This window comes from Micromonospora sp. NPDC048835, from assembly GCF_040649995.1.
Taxonomy (GTDB): Bacteria; Actinomycetota; Actinomycetes; order Mycobacteriales; family Micromonosporaceae; genus Micromonospora.
In genome coordinates this window covers 72,246-94,720 of the sequence record NZ_JBEZGM010000005.1, presented here as the reverse complement: position 1 = coordinate 94,720, position 22,475 = coordinate 72,246, and the positions used below count along the sequence as shown (strand labels likewise).

Below are 22,475 nucleotides of genomic sequence, written 5' to 3'. Positions count from 1 at the left end.
TCAGGCGAGGGTGGTGACCGGGTGGGCGAGCACGGCGCGGACGACGCGCCGGGCACGGTGCAGGCGGACCCGGGCGGCGACCGGCGACACCCCGAGCACGGTGGCCGCCTCCGCGACGGTGAGGCCGTCCACTGCGACGAGTTCGACGAGCGTGCGGGTGCCCTCGGGCAGCTCGCTCAACGCCCGGTAGGTGCGGCGGGCCGCCGACTCGGCGTCGATCCGCTCCTCGATGCGGGCAATGTCGTCGGGGCCGAGGTCCCGTCGGCCGGCCAGCCGGCCGGTCACCCGCAGCCGTTGGGCCGCCCGACGCCGCTCGTCGCCGATGACGTTGCGGGCCACCCCGTACAACCAGCCGATCTGGCTGCCCCGGTCCGGTCGGTAGCCGGCCGCCGACTCGATCACCGCCAGGAACACGTCGGCGGTGAGGTCGGCGGCGAGGTGCGGGTCGTCGACCCGCCGCGCCACGAACCGGCCCACCGCCTCCAGGTGCCGCCGGTAGAAGACCTCGAAGGCCACCGGATCCGCACCGATGCCGGAGATGTCATCGTCGGCTGGGCTGGGCTCATTCACAGGCCGTCCTCTCTCGTGCCGTCACAACCCTTCTTCGTACGACGGAGCACGGGTGTTACCGGACCGTCGGCCCGTATGCGCCCTGGGCTCCGTGAACGGCAGCATTGTCCGGTGCGGGCCCGCCGGCGCTGCCGGGTCGACTGGGCAAACGCCCTGGTGATGCGGCATCATCGAACCACCGGCGACTGGCGGCACGGGGATGGTGGAACCATCGGGGAGCCTCTCGCGGGCGTCGACCGCCTGGGCGCCTGCGTCGAGGAACCGCCATGACCACGACCAACCACACCGCCGAGCAGCACACCTCGTCGGGCGCGGCCCGGCTCCTACCGGGTGCACCCGTCGCGGAAGCCGTCCTGGCCGAGACCGCCGCCGCAGCGGAGAACCTGCGCGGCCGCGGGATCATCCCGAGCCTCGCCACCATCCTCGTCGGCGACGACGACGCGAGCGCCGGTTACATCGCGATCAAGCAGCGGCAGGCCGCCGCTCTCGGGTTCGCCTCCCCGCACGTACACCTGCCTGCCACCGCCACCCAGGCCGAGCTGCACCAGGCCATTGCCCGGTTCAACGATGATCCGGCCGTGCACGGGCTGCTCGTGCAGTACCCGGTGCCGGGGCACCTGGACTACGACGCGGCGCTGCAGACCATCGACCCGGACAAGGACGTCGACGGCATGCACCCGCTGAACATGGGGCGTCTCGCCGTCGGTCTGCCCGGCCCGCTGCCGTGCACCCCGGCCGGCATCGAAGCCCTCCTGGCGTACTACGAGATCCCCGTCGCAGGTCGTGAGGTCGTCATCCTCGGCCGAGGTGCCACCCTCGGCCGCCCCCTGGCGATGCTGCTCGCCCAGAAGCGCCCGACCGCAAACGCCGCCGTCACCGTCGTACACACCGGGGTGCCCGACTGGGCCCGCTACACCCGCCGCGCCGACATCCTCGTCGCCGCCGCCGGCGTACCCGGGATCGTGCAGCCTGAGCATGTCAAACCCGGCGCCGTCGTGATCGGCGCCGGCGTCCGCTACGACGGGCGGCGCCTGCTGCCGGACGTGGACGAAGCGTGCGCCGAGGTCGCCGGCGCGATCACGCCCCGGGTCGGCGGGGTCGGCCCGACCACCGTCGCGATGCTGTTCCGCAACGCCGTCCGCGCCGCCGAGCGAGCAAACCAGTAGCCCGCTTCCGCCGCCATCGTCGAGATCACTTGATGCTTCGTAACCGCCCTCACGTCCAACCGAAGGCGACGAAGACCGCTGATCCTCAGCTGGCAGCCCACCGCGCAACACCCTGACGAGCGTGATGCCTGTGAGTTATCAAGATGACTCACAGGCATCACGGCCAACGGCAACATGCCCTCCCGCACGAGCCTCCGGGGGACCCGGAAACGGCGCTGCCCCGACCTCCGACGAAGGAGACCGGGGCAGCGCGGACGCGTACGTCAGCTGCAGCCGCTCGTGGAGCCGCAGCCCTCGCAGACGTAGCAGCTACCGGCGGGGCGCATCTTCGTACCGCAGGTGAAGCAGAGCGGTGCGTCGGCGGCCTTGCCGATCACGGCCTCCAGCAGTTCGGTGCTGGAGCCCACGCTCGGGGCCGGCTTGGCGGCAGCCACGTCGGCCATCTCCTGGGCCGGCTGAGCGACGGCCTCCGGCTTGGCCGGGGTCTCCACCGGTGCCGAGGACGCCATAACGGTCAGCTCCGTGCCCATCGCCGCGGCGGCTTCCGCGTCGGCCTCGGCCCGCAGTTGGGCGGACCGCTCCGAGGCGGTGAAGATGCCCAACTCGGCGCGGCGCTCGTAGGGCAGGAAGTCCAGTGCCAGGCGACGGAAGATGTAGTCCATCACCGAGGCGGCCATCCGCACGTCCGGGTCGTCGGTCATGCCGGCCGGCTCGAAGCGCATGTTGGTGAACTTGCTGACGAACGTCTCCAGCGGCACGCCGTACTGGAGGCCGATGCTGATGGCCACCGAGAAGGCGTCCATCACGCCGGCCAGGGTCGAGCCCTGCTTGGACATCTTCAGGAAGACCTCACCGAGGCCGTCGTCCGGGTAGGACGACGCGGTCAGGTAACCCTCGGCACCACCGACGGAGAAGCTGACCGTCTCGGACGGGCGCTTCTTCGGCAGGCGCTTACGCACCGGCCGGTACTCGATGACCTTCTCCACCGCGGCCGGCGCGGCGGCTGCGGTCTCGACGGCGGCCGGCTCGGTGGCCTTGTTGGACTTGGCCACCGAGAGCGGCTGGCCGACCTTGCAGTTGTCCCGGTAGATCGCCAGCGCCTTGAGGCCGAGCTTCCAGCCCTCGAAGTAGATCTTCTCGACGTCCTCGACGGTGGCCGCCTCCGGCATGTTGACCGTCTTGGAGATGGCGCCGGAGACGAACGGCTGGATGGCCGCCATCATCCGCACGTGACCCATCGGGGCGATCGTCCGCTCACCCATGGCGCAGTCGAAGACCGGGTAGTGCTCCGGCTTGAGGCCGGGGGCGTCCACCACGTGGCCGTGGTCGGCGATGTGCTCGACGATCGCCTCGACCTGCTCCTCCGGGTAGCCGAGGCTGCGCAGGGCGCGCGGCACCGTCTGGTTGACGATCTGCATCGAGCCGCCGCCGACGAGCTTCTTGAACTTGACCAGCGCCAGGTCCGGCTCCACGCCGGTCGTGTCGCAGTCCATCATGAAGCCGATCGTGCCGGTCGGGGCGAGGACGCTCGCCTGCGCGTTGCGCCACCCGAACTTGTCGCCGATCTTGTTGCCCTGGGTCCACTGCTTGGTCGCCTCGCGGACGATCGCGGTGGCCACCGGGCTGGTCGGCTTGATCTCGTCGTTGGCGGCGGCGTGCTTGCGCATGACCCGCTTGTGCGGCTCGGCGTTGCGGGCGTAGCCGTCGTACGGGCCGACGACGCCGGCCAGCTCGGCCGAGCGGCGGTACGCGGTGCCGGTCATCAGGGACGTGATCGCCGCGGCGACCGAGCGGCCCTGCTCCGAGTCGTAGGGCAGGCCGGAGGCCATCAGCAGGGCACCCAGGTTGGCGTAGCCGATGCCGAGCTGCCGGTAGGCGCGGGACGTCTCACCGATCTTCTCGGTCGGGAAGTCCGCGAAGCAAATCGAGATGTCCATCGCGGTGATGACGAACTCGACGGACTTGACGAACTTCTCCACCTCGAAGCCACCGTCGGCGCGGAGGAACTTCATCAGGTTGAGCGACGCCAGGTTGCACGAGGAGTTGTCCAGGTGCAGGTACTCCGAGCACGGGTTCGACGCGGTGATCCGCCCGGTCTCCGGGCAGGTGTGCCAGTCGTTGATCGTGTCGTCGTACTGCAGACCGGGGTCGGCGCACTCCCAGGCTGCCTGCGAGATGGAACGGAACAGGTTCTTGGCGTCGACGGTCTCGATCACCGAGCCGTCCAGCCGGCCGCGCAGGTCGAAGCCCTTGCCGTTCTCCACCGCCGACATGAACTCGTCGGAGACCCGGACCGAGTTGTTGGCGTTCTGGTACTGCACGCTGACGATGTCGGAGCCACCGAGGTCCATGTCGAACCCGGCGTCACGCAGCGCGCGGATCTTGTCCTCCTCGCGCGCCTTCGTGACCACGAACTCCTGGATGTCCGGGTGGTCCACGTCGATGATGACCATCTTGGCCGCCCGGCGGGTCGCGCCGCCGGACTTGATGGTGCCGGCGGAGGCGTCCGCGCCACGCATGAAGCTGACCGGACCGGAGGCGTTGCCGCCGGAGGAGAGCAGCTCACGGGACGAACGGATGCGCGACAGGTTGACCCCGGAGCCGGAGCCGCCCTTGAAGATCAGCCCCTCCTCCTTGTACCAGTCCAGGATGGAGTCCATCGAGTCGTCGACGGCCAGGATGAAGCAGGCGCTGACCTGCTGCGGGGACGGGGTGCCGACGTTGAACCACACCGGCGAGTTGAAGCTGAACACCTGGTTCAGCAGCATCCAGGTCAGCTCGTGATCGAAGATCTCGGCGTCCGCCGGGCTGGCGAAGTAGCCGTACTCCTCACCGGCGGTGCGGTAGGTGGTGACCACCCGGTCGATCAACTGCTTGAGCGACCACTCCCGCTCCGGGGTCCCCACCGCGCCCCGGAAGTACTTGGTGGTGACGATGTTCGCCGCGTTGACGCTCCACGACTGCGGGAACTCCACCCCACGCTGCTCGAAGTTGATCGAGCCGTCCCGCCAGTTCGTCATCACGACGTCGCGGCGCTCCCAGCTGACCTCGTCGTACGGGTGGACCCCCTCGGTCGTCCACACCCGCTCGATCTTCAGCCCCGCGCCTGCCTTGTTCCGTGAACGGCTAGTTGTCACGCCGTCGCCCCCCTCGTCTGCGCGGTCACCCACCGCGCGTCCCAATCGCTCGAAAAACAGTGAAGATTCAGCTGGTACGGCCGGCGGCCTCGACCGCGTCGGCCCGGCCCTGCTCCCGGGCATGCGCTGCGGCCCGCAACGTCTCGATCTCGCGCTCGAAGTCGGCGAGCGAGTCGAAGGAGCGGTAGACGCTGGCGAACCGCAGGTAGGCGATCTCGTCCAGGTCGCGCAACGGGCCCAGGATCGCCAGGCCCACCTCGTGACTGGGGATCTCGGCGGCCCCCTTGGCCCGGACGGACTCCTCCACCCGCTGCGCGAGCAGCGCGAGCGAGTCGTCGTCGACCGGCCGACCCTGGCACGCCTTGCGCACCCCGCCGATGATCTTCGTGCGGCTGAACGGCTCGGTCACCCCGCTGCGCTTGACGACCGCGAGGACCGCCTCCTCGACGGTGGTGAACCGCTTGCCGCACTCCGGGCAGGAGCGTCGCCGTCGGATGAGCTGGCCGTCGTCGGCCTCCCGCGAGTCGACCACCCGGGAGTCAGCGTGCCGGCAGTACGGACACCGCATCGCCCACCTCCTAATCGTGATCAACCACGTCGTACCGGGCGCACCCGGGCACGACTCACCACGGCGGTGCCATGCGCACACAGCGCCCGCCGTGATCAACCTTACGGGAGTGCGGTCGGTAGTCAGACCCAACCTGTAGGCAACTTACGCCCGTGTCACTACTACATCTAGGGGTCGACCGTATGTCGCCGGGGAAGCCCGGTCAAGTTGGCCGGCGTGTCCGGCGCGTCACGGACCATCCGGTCACCCACCACTCCCGCCACGCGCCCGAAGACCCAACGCCAGCACCCCGCCGGGGTTACCGGCCAGCCGGCCGGAGACCGCGCGAAACGGTCGACGATCGAACACCAGTTCTACCTGACGTACCATTTATCAGAACATCCGTACGACCAGAGCCCTTTTTCACCCCGACACGCCGGAGACAGGTCGTACAGATGTTTGAAAATGACTGATCTCACCTATACGGTCATGAACAACGTGGCACCACCGCACGCACCACGAGCCGACGAGGCACCCAGCGCCGACCAGGGAGGACGGACGTGACCGAGGACCGGGCCAGCCGGCCGAAGAGCCCGCAGCAGATCACCGAGGCGGGCCCCCCGGCCACCCGACGCCGCAGCGCCGCACGCAGCCGGACGGGCCAGCCCGCCGTGCGTCAGGTCACCCCGGTGGTCAGCGCCTTCCCCGATCCGGCGACGGTCGACCTGACCGCCCGTCAGCGCCGCATCCTGGAGTTCATCCGCAACTGGGTGGAGCGGCACGGCTACCCGCCGAGCGTCCGGGAGATCGGCGAGGCGGTCGGCCTGGTGTCGCCGTCGAGCGTCGCCTACCAGCTCAAGGAGCTGGAGAAGAAGGGCTTCCTGCGCCGCGACCCGAACCGGCCGCGCGCGGTGGACGTCCGCGCCCCCAGTGAGGCGATCGACGACGAGCTGTCGAGGGCCCAGCGGCCCGCCCCGGCGTACGTGCCGATGCTCGGTCGGATCGCCGCCGGTGGGCCGATCCTCGCCGAGCAGGCCGTCGAGGACATCTTCCCGCTCCCCCGCGAGCTGGTGGGTGAGGGCGAGGTCTTCATGCTCCAGGTCAAGGGTGACTCGATGCTCGACGCGGCGATCTGCGACGGCGACTGGGTGGTCGTCCGGCAGCAACCGACCGCCGACTCCGGCGAAATCGTGGCCGCCATGCTCGACGGCGAGGCGACGGTCAAGACCTACCGGCGGCGCGACGGGCACGTCTGGCTGATGCCCCAGAACCCGGCCTTCGACCCGATCCCCGGCGACGACGCCACCATCATGGGCCGGGTCGTGGCGGTGCTCCGCCGGATCTGACCGCTCGGCGGGTGGGTGCCGACGGCGCCCACCCGCATCGCCCAGCAGTGGGCGGGGTGAGCGCCTCGTCAGCGCCGATCAGTAACGGTCCCGCCGATCAGTAACGGTCGCCCCGGTGACCGCGACCGCCCCCGGGAAACTGTCCGTACGGGTCGACGGGGTCGTCGTCGCGTCGGCGACCGGGGCGCTGACCCCGCTGGTCGGGCTCCTGTCCACCGCGCCTGGGTGGCTCGGCACGACCAGCGCCGGGCTGACCGCCGTCGCCGCCGTACACGCCGCCGCCAGGACGACCGCCGCCACCGCCCTGCGCGCGACCACCGCCCTGCGGACGACCACCGCCGCCCGGGGGACGACCACCGCCGCCCGGGGGACGACCACCGGCACCGGCCGGGGGACGACCACCGCCGCCATACACACCGGCACCGCCGCCGTCCGGTCGCGGAGCACCGTAGCCGCCGTCAGCCGGGGCCGGCCGGCCGCCACCGGCGCCGTACACGGCACCACCCGCCGGGGCGGGAGCACCGCGACCCGCCCCGCCCGCCGGGGGCGGACCACCGCGACCGGCAGGGGCCGGACCGCCGCGACCTCCGTACACCGCGCCACCGGCCGGCGCGCCGCCCCCGTAGACGCCACCCCTGCGGTCATCTTCGGCCGGGAACCCGTCGACGGCCCGGCCCGCGCCGAACGGTTCGCCGTCCGGGTCCGAGGTGTCGGATGCGTCAGCGGTCGACGGCCGACGACGGGCGCGAACAATGCCGTAGATGCCGGCGCCGACCATCAGCAGACCGATCAGCCCCACCGCACCCACCAGGTACGTGATGTCGTCGAGGCTCAGATCGTCGGTCCAGGACTTCGAGGCGGCCGGCTTGCCGCCCTCCTCCGGCGTCAGTGGCGCGGCGGTCGAACTCGACGGGGCGTAGCTGAGGATGTCGAGTGGCTCGTCCTCGGCGAACCGGCCCGCGTCGGAGACGGTGACGAACGACTTGCCGTCCGCGGAGTAGCTGATCGCCTCGCCGAACGGGTCCGCCAACGGCGTCACCCGCGGCTTGCCGCTGGTGAGCGCTCCCGCGATGTCGCCGCTGGTCACGTCGAACTCGAAGGCGTCCGCGTAGGTGCGCAGGACCACCCGGGAGCCGTCCGGTGCACGGGACGCGCCGGTGATGGCGATCCGGCCGAACGTGTTGAGGGCGTTCTCCGTCTGGGTCTTGGGCAGCGTGAGGTCGCCGACCTTCCGCATCGGCACCGGGTCGGTGTCGCCGCTCTTGAGAGCCGCCGACGGCGTGTAGATCTCCGCCTTGCCGCTTGTCACCTTGGTGATGATCAGCGGCTTGCCGTCGTCGCCGATGAGCAGCGCCTCGGCGTCGTGCGGTTTCGCCTCCGGGTAGGAGAGCCGGTGCAGCGTCGGCTGCTTGGCGCCGGTGACCGGCATCGACCAGAGCGCGACGCGGCTGCGGCGCTCCTTCGAGTCGGGGTTGTCACCGGTGTCGGCGATCCAGAGGGTCTTGCCGTCCTTGGACAGGGCGAGATCCTCGGTGTCGAACGGACCCTGCCCCGAGTAGCGGACCGGCTCCTTCGAGATCTTGCACTTGGTGTCGAGGAAGAAGACCCGCTTGCGCTCCGCGACGTCGGTGCCGTCGTTGACGACGATGTAGCCACTCTTGGTGGCGACCAGCCCGGACAGCTCCCGTAGGCGCTCGTCGGTGATCGTGCACCGCTTCTGGCCAGCCTTGGCAGCGGGCGGCCCGGACGACCCAGGGGCGGGAGCCGCTGCGGCGACTCCGGCGAGCGCCACGGTTGCCCCGAGCAGGCCGAGGGCAACCGTGACCGAGGAAACAACGCGGCGCATTCGGCCAGTGTCGCATGCCGCGCGTTTCCGGTGGATGACGCCGGGGCCGCTCAGGATCGGCTGCCGGCCGCCTGACCCTGCCGCTGCACGTCGAACGCCGCCAGCTCCGCGGCCAGCTCCGCGCCGACACGGACGTGCAGCAGGGTGCCCTCCGGGAGGTGCGACGTGCTGAGCACCTCGCCCGTGCGGTGCGCCCGGGCGACCAGGTCACCCCGGTCGTACGGAAGCACGGCCCGGACCTCCACGGCCGGGCTCGGCAGCCGCTCCTCGATCGCCGCGCGCAGCCCGTCGACGCCCCGGCCGGAGTGCGCGGACACGAAGATCGCATCTGGCCAGAGCCGCTTGAGCCGCAACAGGGTGTCCTCGTCCGCCGCGTCGGTCTTGTTGACCACCAGCAGCTCGGGGAGCCGGTCCGCGCCGACCTCGGCGAGCACCTCGTGCACCGCCCGGACCTGCTCCTCCGGATCCGGGTGGGTGCCGTCGACGACGTGCACCACCAGATCCGACTCCGCGACCTCCTCGAGCGTCGAGCGGAACGCCTCGACGATCTGGTGCGGCAGGTGCCGGACGAAGCCGACCGTGTCGGAGAGGGTGTAGAGCCGCCCGTCCGAGGCGGTGGCCTTACGGGTGGTCGGGTCCAGGGTCGCGAACAGCGCGTTCTCCACCAGCACACCCGCACCGGTCAGGCGGTTGAGCAGGCTCGACTTGCCGGCGTTGGTATAACCGGCGATCGCCACGGCGGGCACCGAGTTGCGGGTGCGGCGGGCGCGCTTGGTCACGCGTACCGTCTTCATGCTCTTGATCTCGCGACGCAGCCGCGAGATGCGGTGCCGGATGCGTCGCCGGTCGGTCTCCAGCTTGGTCTCACCGGGACCACGGACACCCACACCGCCGCCGGCGCCGCCACCCCGGCCGGAACCACCGGTCTGCCGGGAGAGCGTCTCACCCCAACCGCGCAGCCGGGGCAGCAGGTATTCGAGCTGGGCCAGCTCGACCTGCGCCTTACCTTCCTTGCTCTTGGCGTGCTGGGCGAAGATGTCGAGGATCAGCGCGGTGCGGTCGACGACCTTGACCTTGGTGCGCTGCTCCAGGTTGCGCAGCTGCGACGGGGACAACTCACCGTCACAGATGACCGTGTCGGCGCCGGTGGAGAGCACCACCGCGCCGAGGTCGTCGACCTTGCCGCGGCCGATGTACGTGGCCGGGTCGGGTCGGGTCCGACGTTGGATGAGCCCTTCGAGCACCTGCGAACCGGCGGTCTCGGCCAGCGCGGCGAGCTCGGTCAGTGAATTTTCCGCGTCCGTGACCGTGCCTTCGGTCCAGACGCCCACCAGGACGACCCGCTCCAGCCGCAGCTGCCGGTATTCCACCTCGGTGACGTCGGTGAGCTCGGTCGACAGGCCCGGTACGCGTCGGAGGGACTGCCGCTCCGACAAGTCCATCTCGCCAGTGGTGACGTCGTCGAGCTCGTCCTCGACGGGGACAAAGCTCTCCTGGTCTCGCAAGCGGTTCTCCTGTCCGTTTTGATAAGTAGAACGTAATCCTGACATGACTCAACGCCGAACGCACCTGCTATATGCCCATGGTGAAGGTCGCCAAAAGTGGGGGCGAATGCTGGTCGGCGGCGACAACCCGGTAGAAATGCGGGCGGCGGCCGACCGGCCGCGCAGCCGTTACGGAGGGATCCCGTGGCCATCACCCGACTGCCGAGCGCCGGATTTTCGATCACCATCCGGATCGCCGTGACCGCGGACGCCTCCTCGATCGGCCGGCTCACCACCTCCGTCGGCGAGGCCGGGGCGATCGTCACGGCGCTGGACGTGGTGGACTCGGACCCGACCCACGTGATCGTCGACCTGACCTGCGACACCGCAGACGCCGGCCATGCCGACCAGGTGGTCGAGGCGCTTACCGCGCTCGACGGTGTGGACGTGCGCAAGGTGTCCGACCGGACCTTCCTGCTACACCTGGGCGGCAAGATCGAGGTGACCTCGAAGGTCGCGCTGCGCAACCGTGACGAGCTGTCCCGCGCGTACACACCGGGGGTTGCCCGGGTCTGCATGGCGATCGCCGAGAACCCGGCCGACGCCCGGCGACTGACCATCAAGCGCAACACCGTCGCGGTGGTCAGCGACGGCTCGGCCGTGCTCGGCCTGGGCAACCTCGGCCCGGCCGCGTCGCTGCCGGTGATGGAGGGCAAGGCCGCGCTGTTCAAGCGCTTCGGCGGGGTGGACGCCTGGCCGGTGGTGCTGGACACCCAGGACACCGACGAGATCGTGCAGATCGTCAAGGCGATCGCGCCGGCCTACGGCGGCATCAACCTGGAGGACATCGCCGCGCCGCGCTGCTTCGAGATCGAGGCCCGGCTGCGCGAGGCGCTCGACATCCCGGTCTTCCACGACGACCAGCACGGCACCGCGATCTGCGTGCTGGCCGCGCTGACGAACGCGCTGCGGGTGGTGGGCAAGCAGCTCCAGGACGTCAAGGTGGTCGTCTCCGGAGCCGGCGCGGCCGGCACCGCGATCATGAAGCTGCTGCTGCGCCAGGGCGTCGGCGACATCATCGCGTACGACCGGGAGGGCGCCCTGCACCGCGGGTTGACCGGGCTCAACTCGGCGTGGCAGTGGCTGGCGGAGAACACCAACAAGGAGAACTACTCCGGCGACCTGCCCGGCGCGATCCGCGGCGCCGACGTGTTCATCGGGGTCAGCGCGCCGAACCTGCTCACCGGCGACGACATCGCCCAGATGGCCAAGGACTCGATCGTCTTCGCGCTGGCCAACCCGGACCCGGAGGTCGACCCGCGGGAGGCGCGCAAGCACGCCGCGGTGGTCGCCACCGGCCGCTCGGACCAGCCGAACCAGATCAACAACGTGCTCGCCTTCCCCGGGGTGTTCCGCGGCATGCTCGACGCGCACGCCGAGGAGTTCACCGAGGAGATGGCGATCGCGGCCGCCCGGGCCATTGCGGACGTGGTCGGCGAAGAGAAGATCAACCCGACGGTGATCGTGCCGAGCGTCTTCGACTCCCGGGTCGCACCGGCCGTCGCCGCCGCCGTCCGCGCCGCCGCGAACAACCCCAGCCCGCTCCCGGCCGCCGACCCCGGCCCGGCCGACCTCCCCGAGATCGCGGCAAACGCCAGCGCCACCCCGTAACCCCACCCCACCCCACCCCCACCCCCCCACCCCACCCCCACCCCCATCTTGTTGATCAAGAGGTTTGCGTCAGGAATCGCGCTGATTCTGACGCAAATCTCTTGATCAACTTCTTCGCCGCGCAACTCCGGCAGGCGCAGCAGGACGGGACCGTCGACCCGGAGCTGAACTGTGACGTGGTCGCCGCCGGGCTACTGGCGCTGACCAACGGGCTGGGCTTCAGCGTGCTCGGCGGTCAACGCGACGGCGCAAGCGCGCTGGCGATCCTGACCTATCACCTCGACCGCCTGTTCACACCGCCACGGCGGGCAGGCTGATCTCGCCGGTCGCTACCAGGACGGCGGGGCCGGAGAGCCAGCAGGAGGTCTCGGTGACGGTGACCGTCACGCGGCCGCCGGGCACGTCGACAGCTACCACTCCGGTGTCCCGGCCGAGGTCGCGCAGGGCCACCGCGCCCACCGCGCAGGCACCCGTGCCGCAGGACAGCGTCTCGGCGCTGCCGCGCTCGTACACCCGCATCAGGGTGTGCCCGTCGGTGCCGTCGACCGGGTCGCCGGCCACGATGAACTCCACGTTCACCCCGCTCGGGAAGACCGCCGCGTCGTACCCGGGGGCCCTGGTCAGGTCCAGCGCCGACAGCTCCACACCGGCCGGCAGGACGCAGACCAGGTGCGGGTTGCCGACGTCCACTGCCGCGCCGGTCAGGGTCAGCTCGCCGAGGGTGGCCGCCGACTCGTCGTACACCCGGGGTCGGCGCATCTCGACGGAGACGGCGTCGCCCTCGACAAGCGCGCGCACGACGCCGGCCCGGGTCGCCACCGGCAACGCCGCGCCGGCGGGCGTGGCCAGCCCGGTGTCGAGCAGGTAGCGCACGAAGACCCGGGCGCCGTTGCCGCACATCTCGGCGAACGAGCCGTCGGCGTTCCAGTAGTCCATGAACCACTCGGCCTCGCCGGCCAACCCCGCGCCGTCCGGGTGCTTGGCCGCGCGGACCACCCGCAGCACGCCGTCCGCGCCGATGCCCCGCCGCCGGTCGCAGAGCGCCGCGACCAGCGCCGGGGTCAGGTCGAGCTGGCCGTCCGGGTCGGGCAGGATGACGAAGTCGTTGCCGGTGCCGTGGCCCTTGGTGAACTCCACGCCCCCATCATCGCGCAGCGGCCGGCACCAGACGCAGGGCGGCCCCGATCAGGTCCGGTCCCGTCGAGTCCAGCCAGTGGACCCGGGAGTCCCGGCGGAACCAGGACCGCTGCCGGCGGACGAAGCGTCGGGTCGCCCGAACCGTCTCCTCGTGCGCCTGCGCCTCGGTCAGCTCACCGGCGAGCATCCGCAGCACCTGCTGGTAGCCGAGCGCCCGACTCGCCGTCCGCCCCTCGGGCAGCCCCCGCCCGACCAGGTCGCGGGTCTCGGCCACCAGGCCGTCGGCCCACATCCGGTCGACCCGCAACGCGATCCGCTCGTCCAGCACGCCGGTGTCCAGGTCGACGCCGAGCTGCACCGACGGGTAGTACGGGGTGGGCTGCGGCAGCGAGGCGGTGAACGGCGCGCCGGTCAGCTCGATCACCTCCAGGGCCCGGACGATCCGCCGGCCGTTCGCCGGCAGGATGCTCTCCGCGGCGACCGGGTCGGCGGCGCGCAGCCGCGCGTACAGCGGGGCCGGGCCGACCTCGGCCAACTCGCGTTCCAGTCGCTCCCGCAGCGCCGCGTCGGTGCCCGGAAACTCGAAGCGCTCCAACACCGCCCGCACGTACAGCCCGGAACCGCCGACGAGCAGCGGCACCCGACCCCGGGCCAGGATGTCTTCCACCGCCGCACGAGCCAGCCGCTGGTACTCCGCGACGCTCGCCGGCTCGGTAACCTCCCAGATGTCCAGCAGGTGGTGCGGCACCCCGTCCCGTTCGGCGACGGTCAGCTTGGCGGTGCCGATGTCCATGCCCCGGTAGAGCTGCATCGAGTCGGCGTTGACCACCTCCCCGTCGAGGGCGTGCGCCAACGCGATGCTCAACGCCGACTTGCCCGCCGCGGTCGGGCCGACCACCGCGACGACCGGGCCGCCGCTCACACCCGCTCCCAGGACGCCACGAAGTAGGCCACCCCGTAGGGGGCGGAGTCGTGCAGCAGCTCGCCACGCCACCCGCCGCCGGCCGCGCGGGCCGCCCCGGCGAGCACCTGCCAGGGGGCGCGCCCGGCGGCCTTCAGCTCCGTCGACACCACCGGGTCGAGGTCGAGCAGGGCGTCCAGGTCCGCGTCGGCAAGCGCCGCGGCAACCCCCCTGTCGTACGGGAGGGCGCGCGCGTCGTCGTACCCGGGTGCCTTCTCGCCCCGGCAGGCCGACCCGTCCCCGAGCACCAGCGCCGCCACCCGGTCACCCACGCCGCCCACCTCGTCGGCGAGCGCGGCCAGCTCGGCCGGGCCGGCGTCGGCGGCAACCTGCACGGCGGCCACCGGCGCATCGGTGTGGTGGCGGGCCAGCAGCCACGCGCCGATGGTCAGGCTCAACGGCAGCACCGCACCCCGGTCCGGCTGACCGGACACCAACGGCACGTCCAGGTCGACACCCCAGGGCTGGAGGGAGCCGGTAGCGGGGGTGCGGATCGGCCCGGTCACCGGGCCGGTGCCCAGCAGCACCACGATGTCCGGCTCGGTGGTCAACAGCCGGCGTACGGCCGTGTCACAGGCCGCCCGCAGATCGTCCAGCTCAGTGGCCACGGAGCCGGCCACCTCGGGCACGAGCAGGGGCGGATGCGGGCAGACAGCGGCGGCGACCAGTGGCACCCGTTCACCGTAGCGGGAATCCCCGGTGCGTCTCCGAGCCGATCCGGTCATTCGGCCCCTAGGACACCGTATGGTCACGGTCGGCGATAGGCGCTCGACGCGGACGGGGTCGGACCTGTGACAATGCCGGAAGCAACTTGGCTGCGCCGTGGCGGCGACGGGGGCTCGATCCCTCGACGCCGGGAGAACGAGGATGGGCACATGAGCGACTGGACTGCCTTCGGACGGGTGGACGCGGACGGCACCGTGTACGTCAAGACCACCGAGGGCGAGCGGGTGGTCGGATCCTGGCAGGCGGGAGCACCGGAGGAGGGCCTGGCACACTTCGCACGCCGCTTCGCCGACCTGGTGACCGAGGTGGACCTGACCGAGGCACGGCTCAAGTCGGGTGCGGCGGACGCCGGGCACTCGTTGAGCACGATCCGGCGGATCCGCACGACGCTGCCCGAGGCCAACGTGGTCGGGGACATCGACGCGCTGACCGCCCGCCTGGACAAGCTGTCGACCCTCGCCGAGGAGAAGGCCGGCGAAGCACGCGCCGCCCGGGACGCCGCCCGCGGCGAGGCCCTGGCCCGCAAGACCGCGCTGGTCGAGGAGGCCGAGAAGCTGGCCGCCGAATCCACCGGGTGGAAGACCGCCGGCGACCGGCTCAAGGAGATCCTCGACGAGTGGAAGACCATTCGCGGGGTCGACAAGAAGGCCGACGGTGAGCTGTGGAAGCGGTTCGCCGCCGCCCGGGACGGCTTCACCCGCCGTCGCGGCGCCCACTTCGCCTCCCTGGACTCGCAGCGTAAGCAGGCGCAGACCGCCAAGGAGGAGTTGGTCGCCGAAGCGGAGAAGCTCCAGGACTCCACCGACTGGGCCGCGACCGCCAACCAGCTCAAGGACCTGATGACCCAGTGGAAGGCCGCCCCGCGCGCCTCCAAGGAGGCCGAGCAGAAGCTCTGGGAACGGTTCCGGGGTGCCCAGGACGCCTTCTTCAGCCGGCGCAGCGAGGTCTTCTCCGCACGGGACAACGAGCAGCGCGGCAACCTGGAGCGCAAGCAGGCCCTGCTCGCCGAGGCCGAGGCGTTGGACATCGACGCCGACCCGAAGGGCGCCCAGGCCAAGCTGCGGGAGATCCAGGCCCAGTGGCACGAGGCCGGCCGGGTGCCCCGCGAGGCGGCCGCCGGGCTGGAGCGCCGACTGCGCGTCATCGACGACAAGGTCCGTGACGTGATGGACTCGGCGTGGCGGCGCACCACCAAGGAGGACAACCCGCTCCTCGCCCAGATGCGGGCGCAGGTGGCGGAGGCCGAGGACCGGCTGGCCCGGGCGCAGAGCGCCGGGGACGCACGCCGGATCAAAGAGGCCGAGCAGGCCCTCGCCTCCAAGCGGCAGTTCCTCCAGCTCGCCGAGCAGGCCGGCTGAGCTGACGACGTCCGGAGCCCCCGGTCCCTCGCGGGACCGGGGGCTCCCGCGTGTCCGACGCTTACACCCGCGCCCCGCACCCCGCACCCCGCACCCCGCACCCCGCACCAAGATCTACACAACTTCCCGGATGTTGCTGCCTCCCGCGCGCGAGAGACAGCAACATCCCGGATATTGCGCGGATCTTGACGACTCACACCTCCCCCGACCGGCCGGGAGCGGGGTTCGGGTTGCCCACGGCCGTCAAGGTCACACTCGATCCAGGATGTAGTGGCCACGAAGCGCCGGGATGCCACTACATCCATGTTCGAGCACGATCATGCGGTAAGCGCGGGCGCGCGGACGGCGGGCGGCGGGCGGCGGGCGGCGGGCGGCGGGCGGCGGGCGGCGGGCGGCGGGTGGCGGGTGGCGGGTGGGGCAAGTTGACGCATCGACGCGAGCTGATCAGAATGAGCGACGGAGCCAGGTAGGGCCACCGGCACGAGGGCGACGAGGGCGGGACAACCGCCGTCGAGGGTCGCCGGTGCGCTTCCGCGAGTGACCACGTCCGCGTGACCTGGGCCGTCGCGCACTGTCCGCGTACCCCTTCGGGACCGTGACGTGCGGACGGCCGCCCGCCGGCGTCGTCGGCCGATGACGCCGGGCCTCCGAAGTGGAGCTCGAATGTTCCGTCGTAAAGCTTTCGGCGCCGCGCTCACCGCGCTCGCCACCATCGCGAGCGGCGTGTTCCTCGCCGCCGCCGTCAGCACCACCCCGGCCGTTGCCGCTGGCACCGGTACCGGTTATCTGCACACCAGCGGCAACCAGATCGTGGACAGCACCGGTGCCACGGTCCGGTTGACCGGCATCAACTGGTTCGGCATGGAGACCGACAACAAGACCTTCCACGGGTTGTGGTCGAGCAACCCGTGGCGGGGTCAGCTCGACACGATGGCCCGGCTGGGTTACAACACGCTGCGGGTGCCGTACTCGAACGATGCGCTGAAGCCGGGCGCGACCGCCACCGGGATCAACGACTTCGTCAACCCGGACCTGATCGGGCTGTCGCCGTTGCAGATCCTGGACAAGGTGATCGACTACGCCGGCAGCAAGGGCATGCGGATCATTCTGGACCGGCACCGGCCGACGGCGGCCGGGCAGTCGCCCCTCTGGTACACGTCGACGGTCTCCGAGGCGACCTGGATCAACGACTGGAAGATGCTCGCCCAGCGGTACGCGGGCAACCCGACGGTGATCGGCGCCGACCTGCACAACGAGCCGCACGCGGAGGGCACCAACCCGGCGGCCACCGGCGCGTGCTGGGGTTGTGGCGACACCACCCGGGACTGGCGGCTCGCCGCCGAGCGGGCCGGGAACGCCATCCTCGGCGTCCAGCCCAACTGGTTGATCTTCGTGGAGGGGGTGAGCTGCCCGAGTGGTGGCCTCTCCAACGTCTGGGACGGCGACACCAGCAACGACGAGGACTGCGGCTGGTGGGGTGGCAACCTGTCGAAGGCGGGCCAGTTCCCGGTACGGCTGAACGTGGCGAACCGGCTCGTCTACTCGCCGCACGAGTACGCCACCTCGGTGTACCGGCAGACCTGGTTCGACGCCCCGGACTACCCGGCGAACATGCCGGCCATCTGGGACAAGTACTTCGGTTACCTCTACAAGCAGAACATCGCGCCGATCATGATGGGCGAGTTCGGCAGCACCCTCGTCGACCCGAAGGACAAGGTGTGGCTGGAGAAGTTGATGGCGTACACCGGGACCGGGGTGACCGGGATGTCCTTCACCTACTGGTCGTGGAACCCCAACTCGGGTGACACCGGCGGCATCGCGTTGGACGACTGGACGAACGTCAACACCGCCAAGCAGGCGATCCTCCAGCCGTACCTGATCCCGCCCACCGGCGGCGGAACCACTCCGCCGACGACCGGCGGGCCGACCGACCCGCCGACGGGCGCGTGCACGGCCACCTACCGGCAGGTCAACGCCTGGCAGGGCGGCTTCCAGGGCGAGTTGACGGTGAAGAACACCGGCTCGGGTGCGGTGAACCCGTGGTCGGTCACCTGGACCTGGCCGTCCGGGGTGACGCTTGGCAGTGGCTGGAACGCCACCGTCACGCAGTCCGGCACGACCGTCACCGCGGCTGCTCCGAACCACGCCCCGTCCCTGCCGGCGGGCGGGTCGGTCACCGTGGGCTTCACCGCCAACGGCACCGCCAGCGCGCCGGGCACCGTGAAACTCAACGGCACCAGCTGCTGAGCTGCTGGGACGGCCGGTGCGGCGCGGACCGCATCGGCCGTCCCGACCATTTACATCAAGGTTCTTCTATGCTTTCATCGGGAAAGCGCTTGCCTCACCATCGGCGGGCGCGAGCGCGGGAGCCGCTTACCTTCACGAACCTGCACCGGCGGGCCCGAGGACCACTGGTCCCGGCCGAGACTCGCCGCCCACGGGCATGGGCGTCGCGACATCTCCGTCCGCCTCATCGAAAGGAAGCAGCATGCGCACAGGACGGCGTCGAACGACGCTGATCGCCACCACCGCCGCAGCCACCGCCACCCTGGTCACCGCCGGGCTGCTGACCTCCGTGTCCGCCCAGGCGGCCGCCGGCTGCCAGGTGGCCTACTCGGTCGCCAGCCAGTGGCCGGGTGGGTTCACCGGCAACGTCACCGTCACCAACCTCGGCGACCCGGTCGCCGGGTGGACGCTTCGCTGGTCGTACGGGGCCGGGCAGCAGACCAGCCAGGCGTGGGGCGCGACCGTCTCGCAGAGCGGCAGCCAGGTCTCCGCGACGAACGTCGACTACAACGGCAACCTGGCGACGAACGGCACCGCCTCGTTCGGCTTCAACGCCAGCTGGAACAACTCCAGCAACCCGACACCGATCAGCTTCACCCTGAACAACGTCGCCTGCACCGGCAGCACCACCCCGACCACCCCGCCGACGACCACCCCGCCACCGTCGAGCACCCCGCCGCCCACCAACCAGCAGCCGTCGACCCTCGTCGGCTGGGCCACCCAGAACGGCGGCACCACCGGCGGCGGCAACGCGGGCACCACCACCGTCAGCAACGCCTCCGGCCTGACCAGCGCACTGAACGCGACAGGGGCCGCGGTGATCCGGGTGACCGGGACCATCACCTGCTCGGGGATGCTGCGGGTCCGGTCCAACAAGACCATCATCGGCAACTACGGTGCGACGATCGTCGGCTGCGGTCTCAACATAAACGGCGACCGCAACGTGATCATCCGCAACCTGACGTTCCGCAACTGGGACGACGACGCGATCAACGTGCAGGAGTCGGCCACCAACATCTGGATCGACCACAACACGTTCAGCAACGGGTACGACGGCGCGGTCGACATCAAGCGCGGCTCGGACTTCGTCACCGTCTCGTGGAACCGGGTCTTCAGCCACGACAAGACGATGCTGCTCGGGCACAGCGACGACAATGCCGGCCAGGACGTCGGTCACCTGCGGGTGAGCTACCACCACAACTACTTCGACGGCAGCAACCAGCGCAACCCCCGGGTGCGCTTCGGCAACCCGGTGCACGTCTACAACAACTACTACCGGGCCAACGGCGGCTACGGCGTCGCGTCCACCGAGAACGCCGGCGTGCTCGTCGAGGGCAACTACTTCGAGAACGTCGACGACCCGTACCACCGTGGTGAGGGCGACTCCGGGCCCGGCAGCCTGGTCGCCCGCAACAACCACTTCGTCAACTCGCCCACCGGCCAGGCCGGCGGCAGCGTGGCGAGCATCCCGTACTCCTACCAGCTGGACACCGCGAGCAACGTCAAGTCCATCGTGACGGCGGGCGCGGGCGCCGGCAAGATCACCGTCTGACCGCGGAGGGGGCCCCTCGGCGAGGGGCCCCCTCCGTGCGGTCAGTGCGCGGCGCAGCCGGCCGCGGGGGCGGGCACGACCGGCGGTGCGCCGATCGTCGGCAGACCGAGCAGAACCCCGGGGGTACGCGGGGAGCGACCCGCCTCGGCCGCGTCACCGGCCCGGGTACGCCGGTGCGCCACGACAGCCCCGTCGGCGTTCAGGTGGTGCGGCGCGGCGTACGTGACAGTGGTGTGCACGATGTCGCCCGGCCGGATCTGACCGGCGAGGGACTCCCCGCCGGGGGCCTCGGTCGCGAAGTGCACGAGTCGACCGTCGCGGGCTCGACCCGACATCCGGCCGGTCCGCTCGTCCTTGCGGCCCTCACCAACGGCGACGAGGACCTCGACGGTCTCCCCCACCAGGCGCTTGTTCTCCGCCCAGGTGATCTCCTCGACGGTGGCGATCAACCGCTCGTAGCGCTCCTGCACGACAGGCTTGGGCAACTGGTCGTCCATCGTCGCGGCCGGGGTGCCGGGGCGCTTGGAGTACTGGAAGGTGAAGGCGGAGGAGAACCGGGCCTCCCGGACCACGTCCAGGGTGCGCTGGAAGTCCGCCTCGGTCTCACCGGGGAACCCGACGATGATGTCGGTGGTGATCGCCGCGTCCGGCATCGCCGCCCGGACCTTCTCGATGATCCCCAGGTAGCGCTCGGAGCGGTAGGACCGGCGCATCGCCTTCAGCACGTCGTCGGAGCCGGACTGCAACGGCATGTGCAGCGAGTGGCAGACGTTCGGCGTCTCGGCCATCGCGGCGATCACGTCGTCGGTGAAGTCCTTCGGGTGCGGGCTGGTGAAGCGGACGCGCTCCAACCCGTCGATGTCACCGCAGGCCCGCAGCAACTTGCCGAACGCGTACCTGTCGCCGAACTCGACGCCGTAGGAGTTGACGTTCTGCCCGAGCAGGGTCACCTCGAGCACGCCCTCGTCGACCAGGGCGCGCACCTCGGAGAGGATGTCGCCGGGGCGGCGGTCCTTCTCCTTGCCGCGCAGCGCCGGCACGATGCAGAACGTGCAGGTGTTGTTGCACCCCACCGAGATCGACACCCAGCCGGCGTAGGTGGACTCGCGGCGGGTGGGCAGCGTGGACGGGAAGACGTCGAGGGACTCCAGGATCTCCACCTCGGCGGCGGCGTTGTGCCGGGCCCGCTCCAGCAGCACCGGCAGCGCGCCGATGTTGTGGGTGCCGAAGACCACGTCCACCCAGGGCGCCTTGCGGACGATGTCGCCCCGGTCCTTCTGGGCCAGGCAGCCGCCGACCGCGATCTGCATCCCGGGGTGCTTGTCCTTCACCGGACGCAGGCGCCCGAGGTTGCCGTAGAGCCGGTTGTCCGCGTTCTCCCGCACCGCGCAGGTGTTGAAGACGACGATGTCCGGGGTGTCGTCGGTCGGCACCGCGCGCACGTAGCCGGCCTGTTCGAGCAGGCCGGAGATCCGCTCGGAATCGTGCACGTTCATCTGGCAGCCGTACGTCACGACGTTGTAGGTCCTCGCCACCGGATTGGTGCCCCTTCCCCTCGGGCTACCAGGGTAGCGGCCCCTTCCGGAGCCCTCACCCACCGGCATTGACCCGCCGGCCCATGGCGGGCATCCACGACGGGCAGTACGCTGCACAACAAGAACGTGTTCTGGGCGATTTCGGGGGCTTTGCACTCGGCGCCGACGATGGGCGGCTCCGTTCACGGGGGAGCACATGACGACCCGCGGGAGGCCAACCGTGACGCGACAAGATGCGACGCAGCGCACCGTCACGACCCCGGACGGACGGAACCTCGCGGTGGAGACCTCCGGCGCACCGGACGGGCCCGCGGTCTTCCTGCTGCACGGCACCCCGGGCAGCCGCAGCGGCCCCCGGCCCCGGGGCATCGTCGTCTACCGCCTCGGCGTGCACCTGGTCTGCTACGACCGACCCGGGTACGGCGACTCCGACCGGCACGAGGGTCGACGGGTGGCCGACGCCGCGGCCGACGTGGCGGCAATCGCCGACGCCCTCGGCATCGAGCGGTTCTCGGTGGTGGGCCGCTCCGGTGGCGGGCCACACGCCCTGGCCTGTGCCGCGCTGCTGCCCGACCGGGTCACCCGGGCCGCCGTGCTCGTGGGTCTCGCCCCGGCCGGCGCACCCGACCTGGACTGGTACGCGGGCATGGCGGAATCGAACGTGGAGGACTACGGGCAGGCCGACGAGGACCTGGCCGAGCTGACGCTCAACCTGAAGGTGCGCGCGGAGGAGGCCCGCCGGGACCCGATGACGCTGCTGGACTTCCTCCGCCCCCAACTGCCCGACGAGGACATCCGGGTCGTCGACGACGTCGCGATCCGCCGGCTGCTCACCGACATGTACTCCGAGGCGCTGCGACACGGCCCGGAGGGTTGGATCGACGACGTGCTGGCGATCCGACGCGGCTGGGGGTTCGACCTGGGCACCATCCGCGCGGAGGTCCGGCTCTGGCACGGCGAACAGGACCGGTTCTCCCCGGTGGAACACTCCCACTGGCTCGCCTCGCAGATCCCGCGCGCCGAGGTGCAGGTGCAGCCCGGGGCCGCGCACTTCGGGGCGGTGGAGATCCTCCCGCAGACCCTGACCTGGCTGGCCACCTCGGTCCTCGCGACCAGCCCCCGGCTCTGACCGCCCGACCCGGCACAGCCCGGT

At 71.0% G+C, this 22,475-nt stretch carries 17 protein-coding genes; 8 read left to right on the top strand and 9 right to left on the bottom strand.

Annotated elements, in window-relative coordinates:
- Complete coding sequence (locus tag AB0C15_RS08365; RefSeq protein WP_357350033.1) at positions 1-570, bottom strand: sigma-70 family RNA polymerase sigma factor; 570 nt, start codon at positions 568-570, stop codon at positions 1-3.
- A 266-nt stretch (positions 571-836) separates the two neighbouring features.
- Between AB0C15_RS08365 and AB0C15_RS08360 the strand changes: the two genes are divergently transcribed.
- Positions 837-1,736 (top strand): bifunctional 5,10-methylenetetrahydrofolate dehydrogenase/5,10-methenyltetrahydrofolate cyclohydrolase, encoded by a 900-nt coding sequence (locus tag AB0C15_RS08360; RefSeq protein ID WP_357350031.1) that lies wholly within the window; start codon positions 837-839, stop codon positions 1,734-1,736.
- A gap of 263 nt (positions 1,737-1,999) precedes the next feature.
- On the opposite strand, the gene AB0C15_RS08355 is transcribed toward AB0C15_RS08360, so the two are convergent.
- Positions 2,000-4,906, bottom strand: a complete 2,907-nt coding sequence (locus AB0C15_RS08355; protein ID WP_357350029.1) for a vitamin B12-dependent ribonucleotide reductase — start codon at positions 4,904-4,906, stop codon at positions 2,000-2,002.
- A gap of 34 nt (positions 4,907-4,940) precedes the next feature.
- Positions 4,941-5,441, bottom strand: coding sequence for a transcriptional regulator NrdR (gene nrdR, locus AB0C15_RS08350; protein WP_357350027.1), 501 nt, complete (start codon positions 5,439-5,441; stop codon positions 4,941-4,943).
- A 539-nt stretch (positions 5,442-5,980) separates the two neighbouring features.
- On the opposite strand from nrdR, the gene lexA reads away from it, so the two are divergent.
- Positions 5,981-6,766 carry a transcriptional repressor LexA gene (gene lexA / locus AB0C15_RS08345; RefSeq protein WP_357350024.1) on the top strand — a complete coding sequence of 262 codons (786 nt, stop codon included), beginning with the start codon at positions 5,981-5,983 and terminating at the stop codon, positions 6,764-6,766.
- A gap of 97 nt (positions 6,767-6,863) precedes the next feature.
- Here lexA and AB0C15_RS08340 read toward each other — a convergent pair whose 3' ends face one another.
- Together AB0C15_RS08340 and hflX are read right to left on the bottom strand one after the other, a co-directional pair.
- Complete coding sequence (locus AB0C15_RS08340) at positions 6,864-8,612, bottom strand: hypothetical protein (RefSeq protein ID WP_357350022.1); 1,749 nt, start codon at positions 8,610-8,612, stop codon at positions 6,864-6,866.
- 50 nt (positions 8,613-8,662) lie between these two features.
- The gene (gene hflX / locus AB0C15_RS08335; RefSeq protein WP_357350020.1) at positions 8,663-10,117 is read right to left on the bottom strand and encodes a GTPase HflX; all 1,455 of its coding nucleotides are present in this window, start codon (positions 10,115-10,117) and stop codon (positions 8,663-8,665) included.
- Positions 10,118-10,300: 183 nt separating this feature from the next.
- Between hflX and AB0C15_RS08330 the strand changes: the two genes are divergently transcribed.
- Positions 10,301-11,767 (top strand): NAD-dependent malic enzyme, encoded by a 1,467-nt coding sequence (locus tag AB0C15_RS08330; RefSeq protein WP_357350018.1) that lies wholly within the window; start codon positions 10,301-10,303, stop codon positions 11,765-11,767.
- A gap of 101 nt (positions 11,768-11,868) precedes the next feature.
- Positions 11,869-12,084: a TetR family transcriptional regulator C-terminal domain-containing protein gene (locus tag AB0C15_RS08325; RefSeq protein WP_357350016.1), complete on the top strand. Its 216-nt coding sequence runs from the start codon at positions 11,869-11,871 to the stop codon at positions 12,082-12,084.
- Here AB0C15_RS08325 and dapF read toward each other — a convergent pair.
- From dapF to AB0C15_RS08310, 3 genes are read right to left on the bottom strand one after another with little or no spacing between them, the layout of a single operon-like run.
- Positions 12,059-12,904, bottom strand: a complete 846-nt coding sequence (dapF, locus tag AB0C15_RS08320; RefSeq protein ID WP_357350014.1) for a diaminopimelate epimerase — start codon at positions 12,902-12,904, stop codon at positions 12,059-12,061. The genes AB0C15_RS08325 and dapF overlap by 26 nt on opposite strands.
- 7 nt (positions 12,905-12,911) lie before the next feature.
- A complete protein-coding gene (gene miaA / locus AB0C15_RS08315; protein ID WP_357350012.1) occupies positions 12,912-13,826 on the bottom strand; it encodes a tRNA (adenosine(37)-N6)-dimethylallyltransferase MiaA in 915 nt (304 codons plus the stop codon).
- Positions 13,823-14,590 carry a hypothetical protein gene (locus AB0C15_RS08310; protein WP_357350010.1) on the bottom strand — a complete coding sequence of 256 codons (768 nt, stop codon included), beginning with the start codon at positions 14,588-14,590 and terminating at the stop codon, positions 13,823-13,825. The genes miaA and AB0C15_RS08310 overlap by 4 nt, the downstream gene beginning before the upstream one ends.
- A gap of 150 nt (positions 14,591-14,740) precedes the next feature.
- Here AB0C15_RS08310 and AB0C15_RS08305 point away from each other — a divergent pair, with 150 nt between their 5' ends.
- The 3 genes from AB0C15_RS08305 to AB0C15_RS08295 all read left to right on the top strand — a co-directional run bounded on the left by AB0C15_RS08305 (position 14,741) and on the right by AB0C15_RS08295 (position 19,787).
- The gene (locus AB0C15_RS08305) at positions 14,741-15,949 is read left to right on the top strand and encodes a DUF349 domain-containing protein (protein WP_357350008.1); all 1,209 of its coding nucleotides are present in this window, start codon (positions 14,741-14,743) and stop codon (positions 15,947-15,949) included.
- 663 nt (positions 15,950-16,612) lie between these two features.
- Positions 16,613-18,196 carry a cellulase family glycosylhydrolase gene (locus AB0C15_RS08300; protein WP_357350006.1) on the top strand — a complete coding sequence of 528 codons (1,584 nt, stop codon included), beginning with the start codon at positions 16,613-16,615 and terminating at the stop codon, positions 18,194-18,196.
- 241 nt (positions 18,197-18,437) lie between these two features.
- Positions 18,438-19,787: a cellulose binding domain-containing protein gene (locus AB0C15_RS08295; protein WP_357350004.1), complete on the top strand. Its 1,350-nt coding sequence runs from the start codon at positions 18,438-18,440 to the stop codon at positions 19,785-19,787.
- Between the two features lie 41 nt (positions 19,788-19,828).
- Here the strand turns inward: AB0C15_RS08295 and miaB are convergent, their stop codons facing one another.
- On the bottom strand, positions 19,829-21,391 hold the full coding sequence (gene miaB, locus AB0C15_RS08290; RefSeq protein WP_357350002.1) for a tRNA (N6-isopentenyl adenosine(37)-C2)-methylthiotransferase MiaB: 1,563 nt from the start codon (positions 21,389-21,391) through the stop codon (positions 19,829-19,831).
- 151 nt (positions 21,392-21,542) lie between these two features.
- On the opposite strand from miaB, the gene AB0C15_RS08285 reads away from it, so the two are divergent.
- The gene (locus AB0C15_RS08285; RefSeq protein ID WP_357350000.1) at positions 21,543-22,451 is read left to right on the top strand and encodes an alpha/beta hydrolase; all 909 of its coding nucleotides are present in this window, start codon (positions 21,543-21,545) and stop codon (positions 22,449-22,451) included.
- Positions 22,452-22,475 lie beyond the last annotated feature (24 nt).

Coding starts and splice junctions, on each gene's coding strand:
- AB0C15_RS08360 (WP_357350031.1), top strand. CDS start 837: ATGACCACGACCAACCACACCGCCGAGCAGCACACCTCGTCGGGCGCG.
- nrdR (WP_357350027.1), bottom strand. CDS start 5,441: ATGCGGTGTCCGTACTGCCGGCACGCTGACTCCCGGGTGGTCGACTCG.
- AB0C15_RS08340 (WP_357350022.1), bottom strand. CDS start 8,612: ATGCGCCGCGTTGTTTCCTCGGTCACGGTTGCCCTCGGCCTGCTCGGG.
- AB0C15_RS08310 (WP_357350010.1), bottom strand. CDS start 14,590: ATGACCGGATCGGCTCGGAGACGCACCGGGGATTCCCGCTACGGTGAA.
- AB0C15_RS08305 (WP_357350008.1), top strand. CDS start 14,741: ATGAGCGACTGGACTGCCTTCGGACGGGTGGACGCGGACGGCACCGTG.
- AB0C15_RS08300 (WP_357350006.1), top strand. CDS start 16,613: ATGTTCCGTCGTAAAGCTTTCGGCGCCGCGCTCACCGCGCTCGCCACC.
- AB0C15_RS08295 (WP_357350004.1), top strand. CDS start 18,438: ATGCGCACAGGACGGCGTCGAACGACGCTGATCGCCACCACCGCCGCA.
- miaB (WP_357350002.1), bottom strand. CDS start 21,391: ATGCCGGTGGGTGAGGGCTCCGGAAGGGGCCGCTACCCTGGTAGCCCG.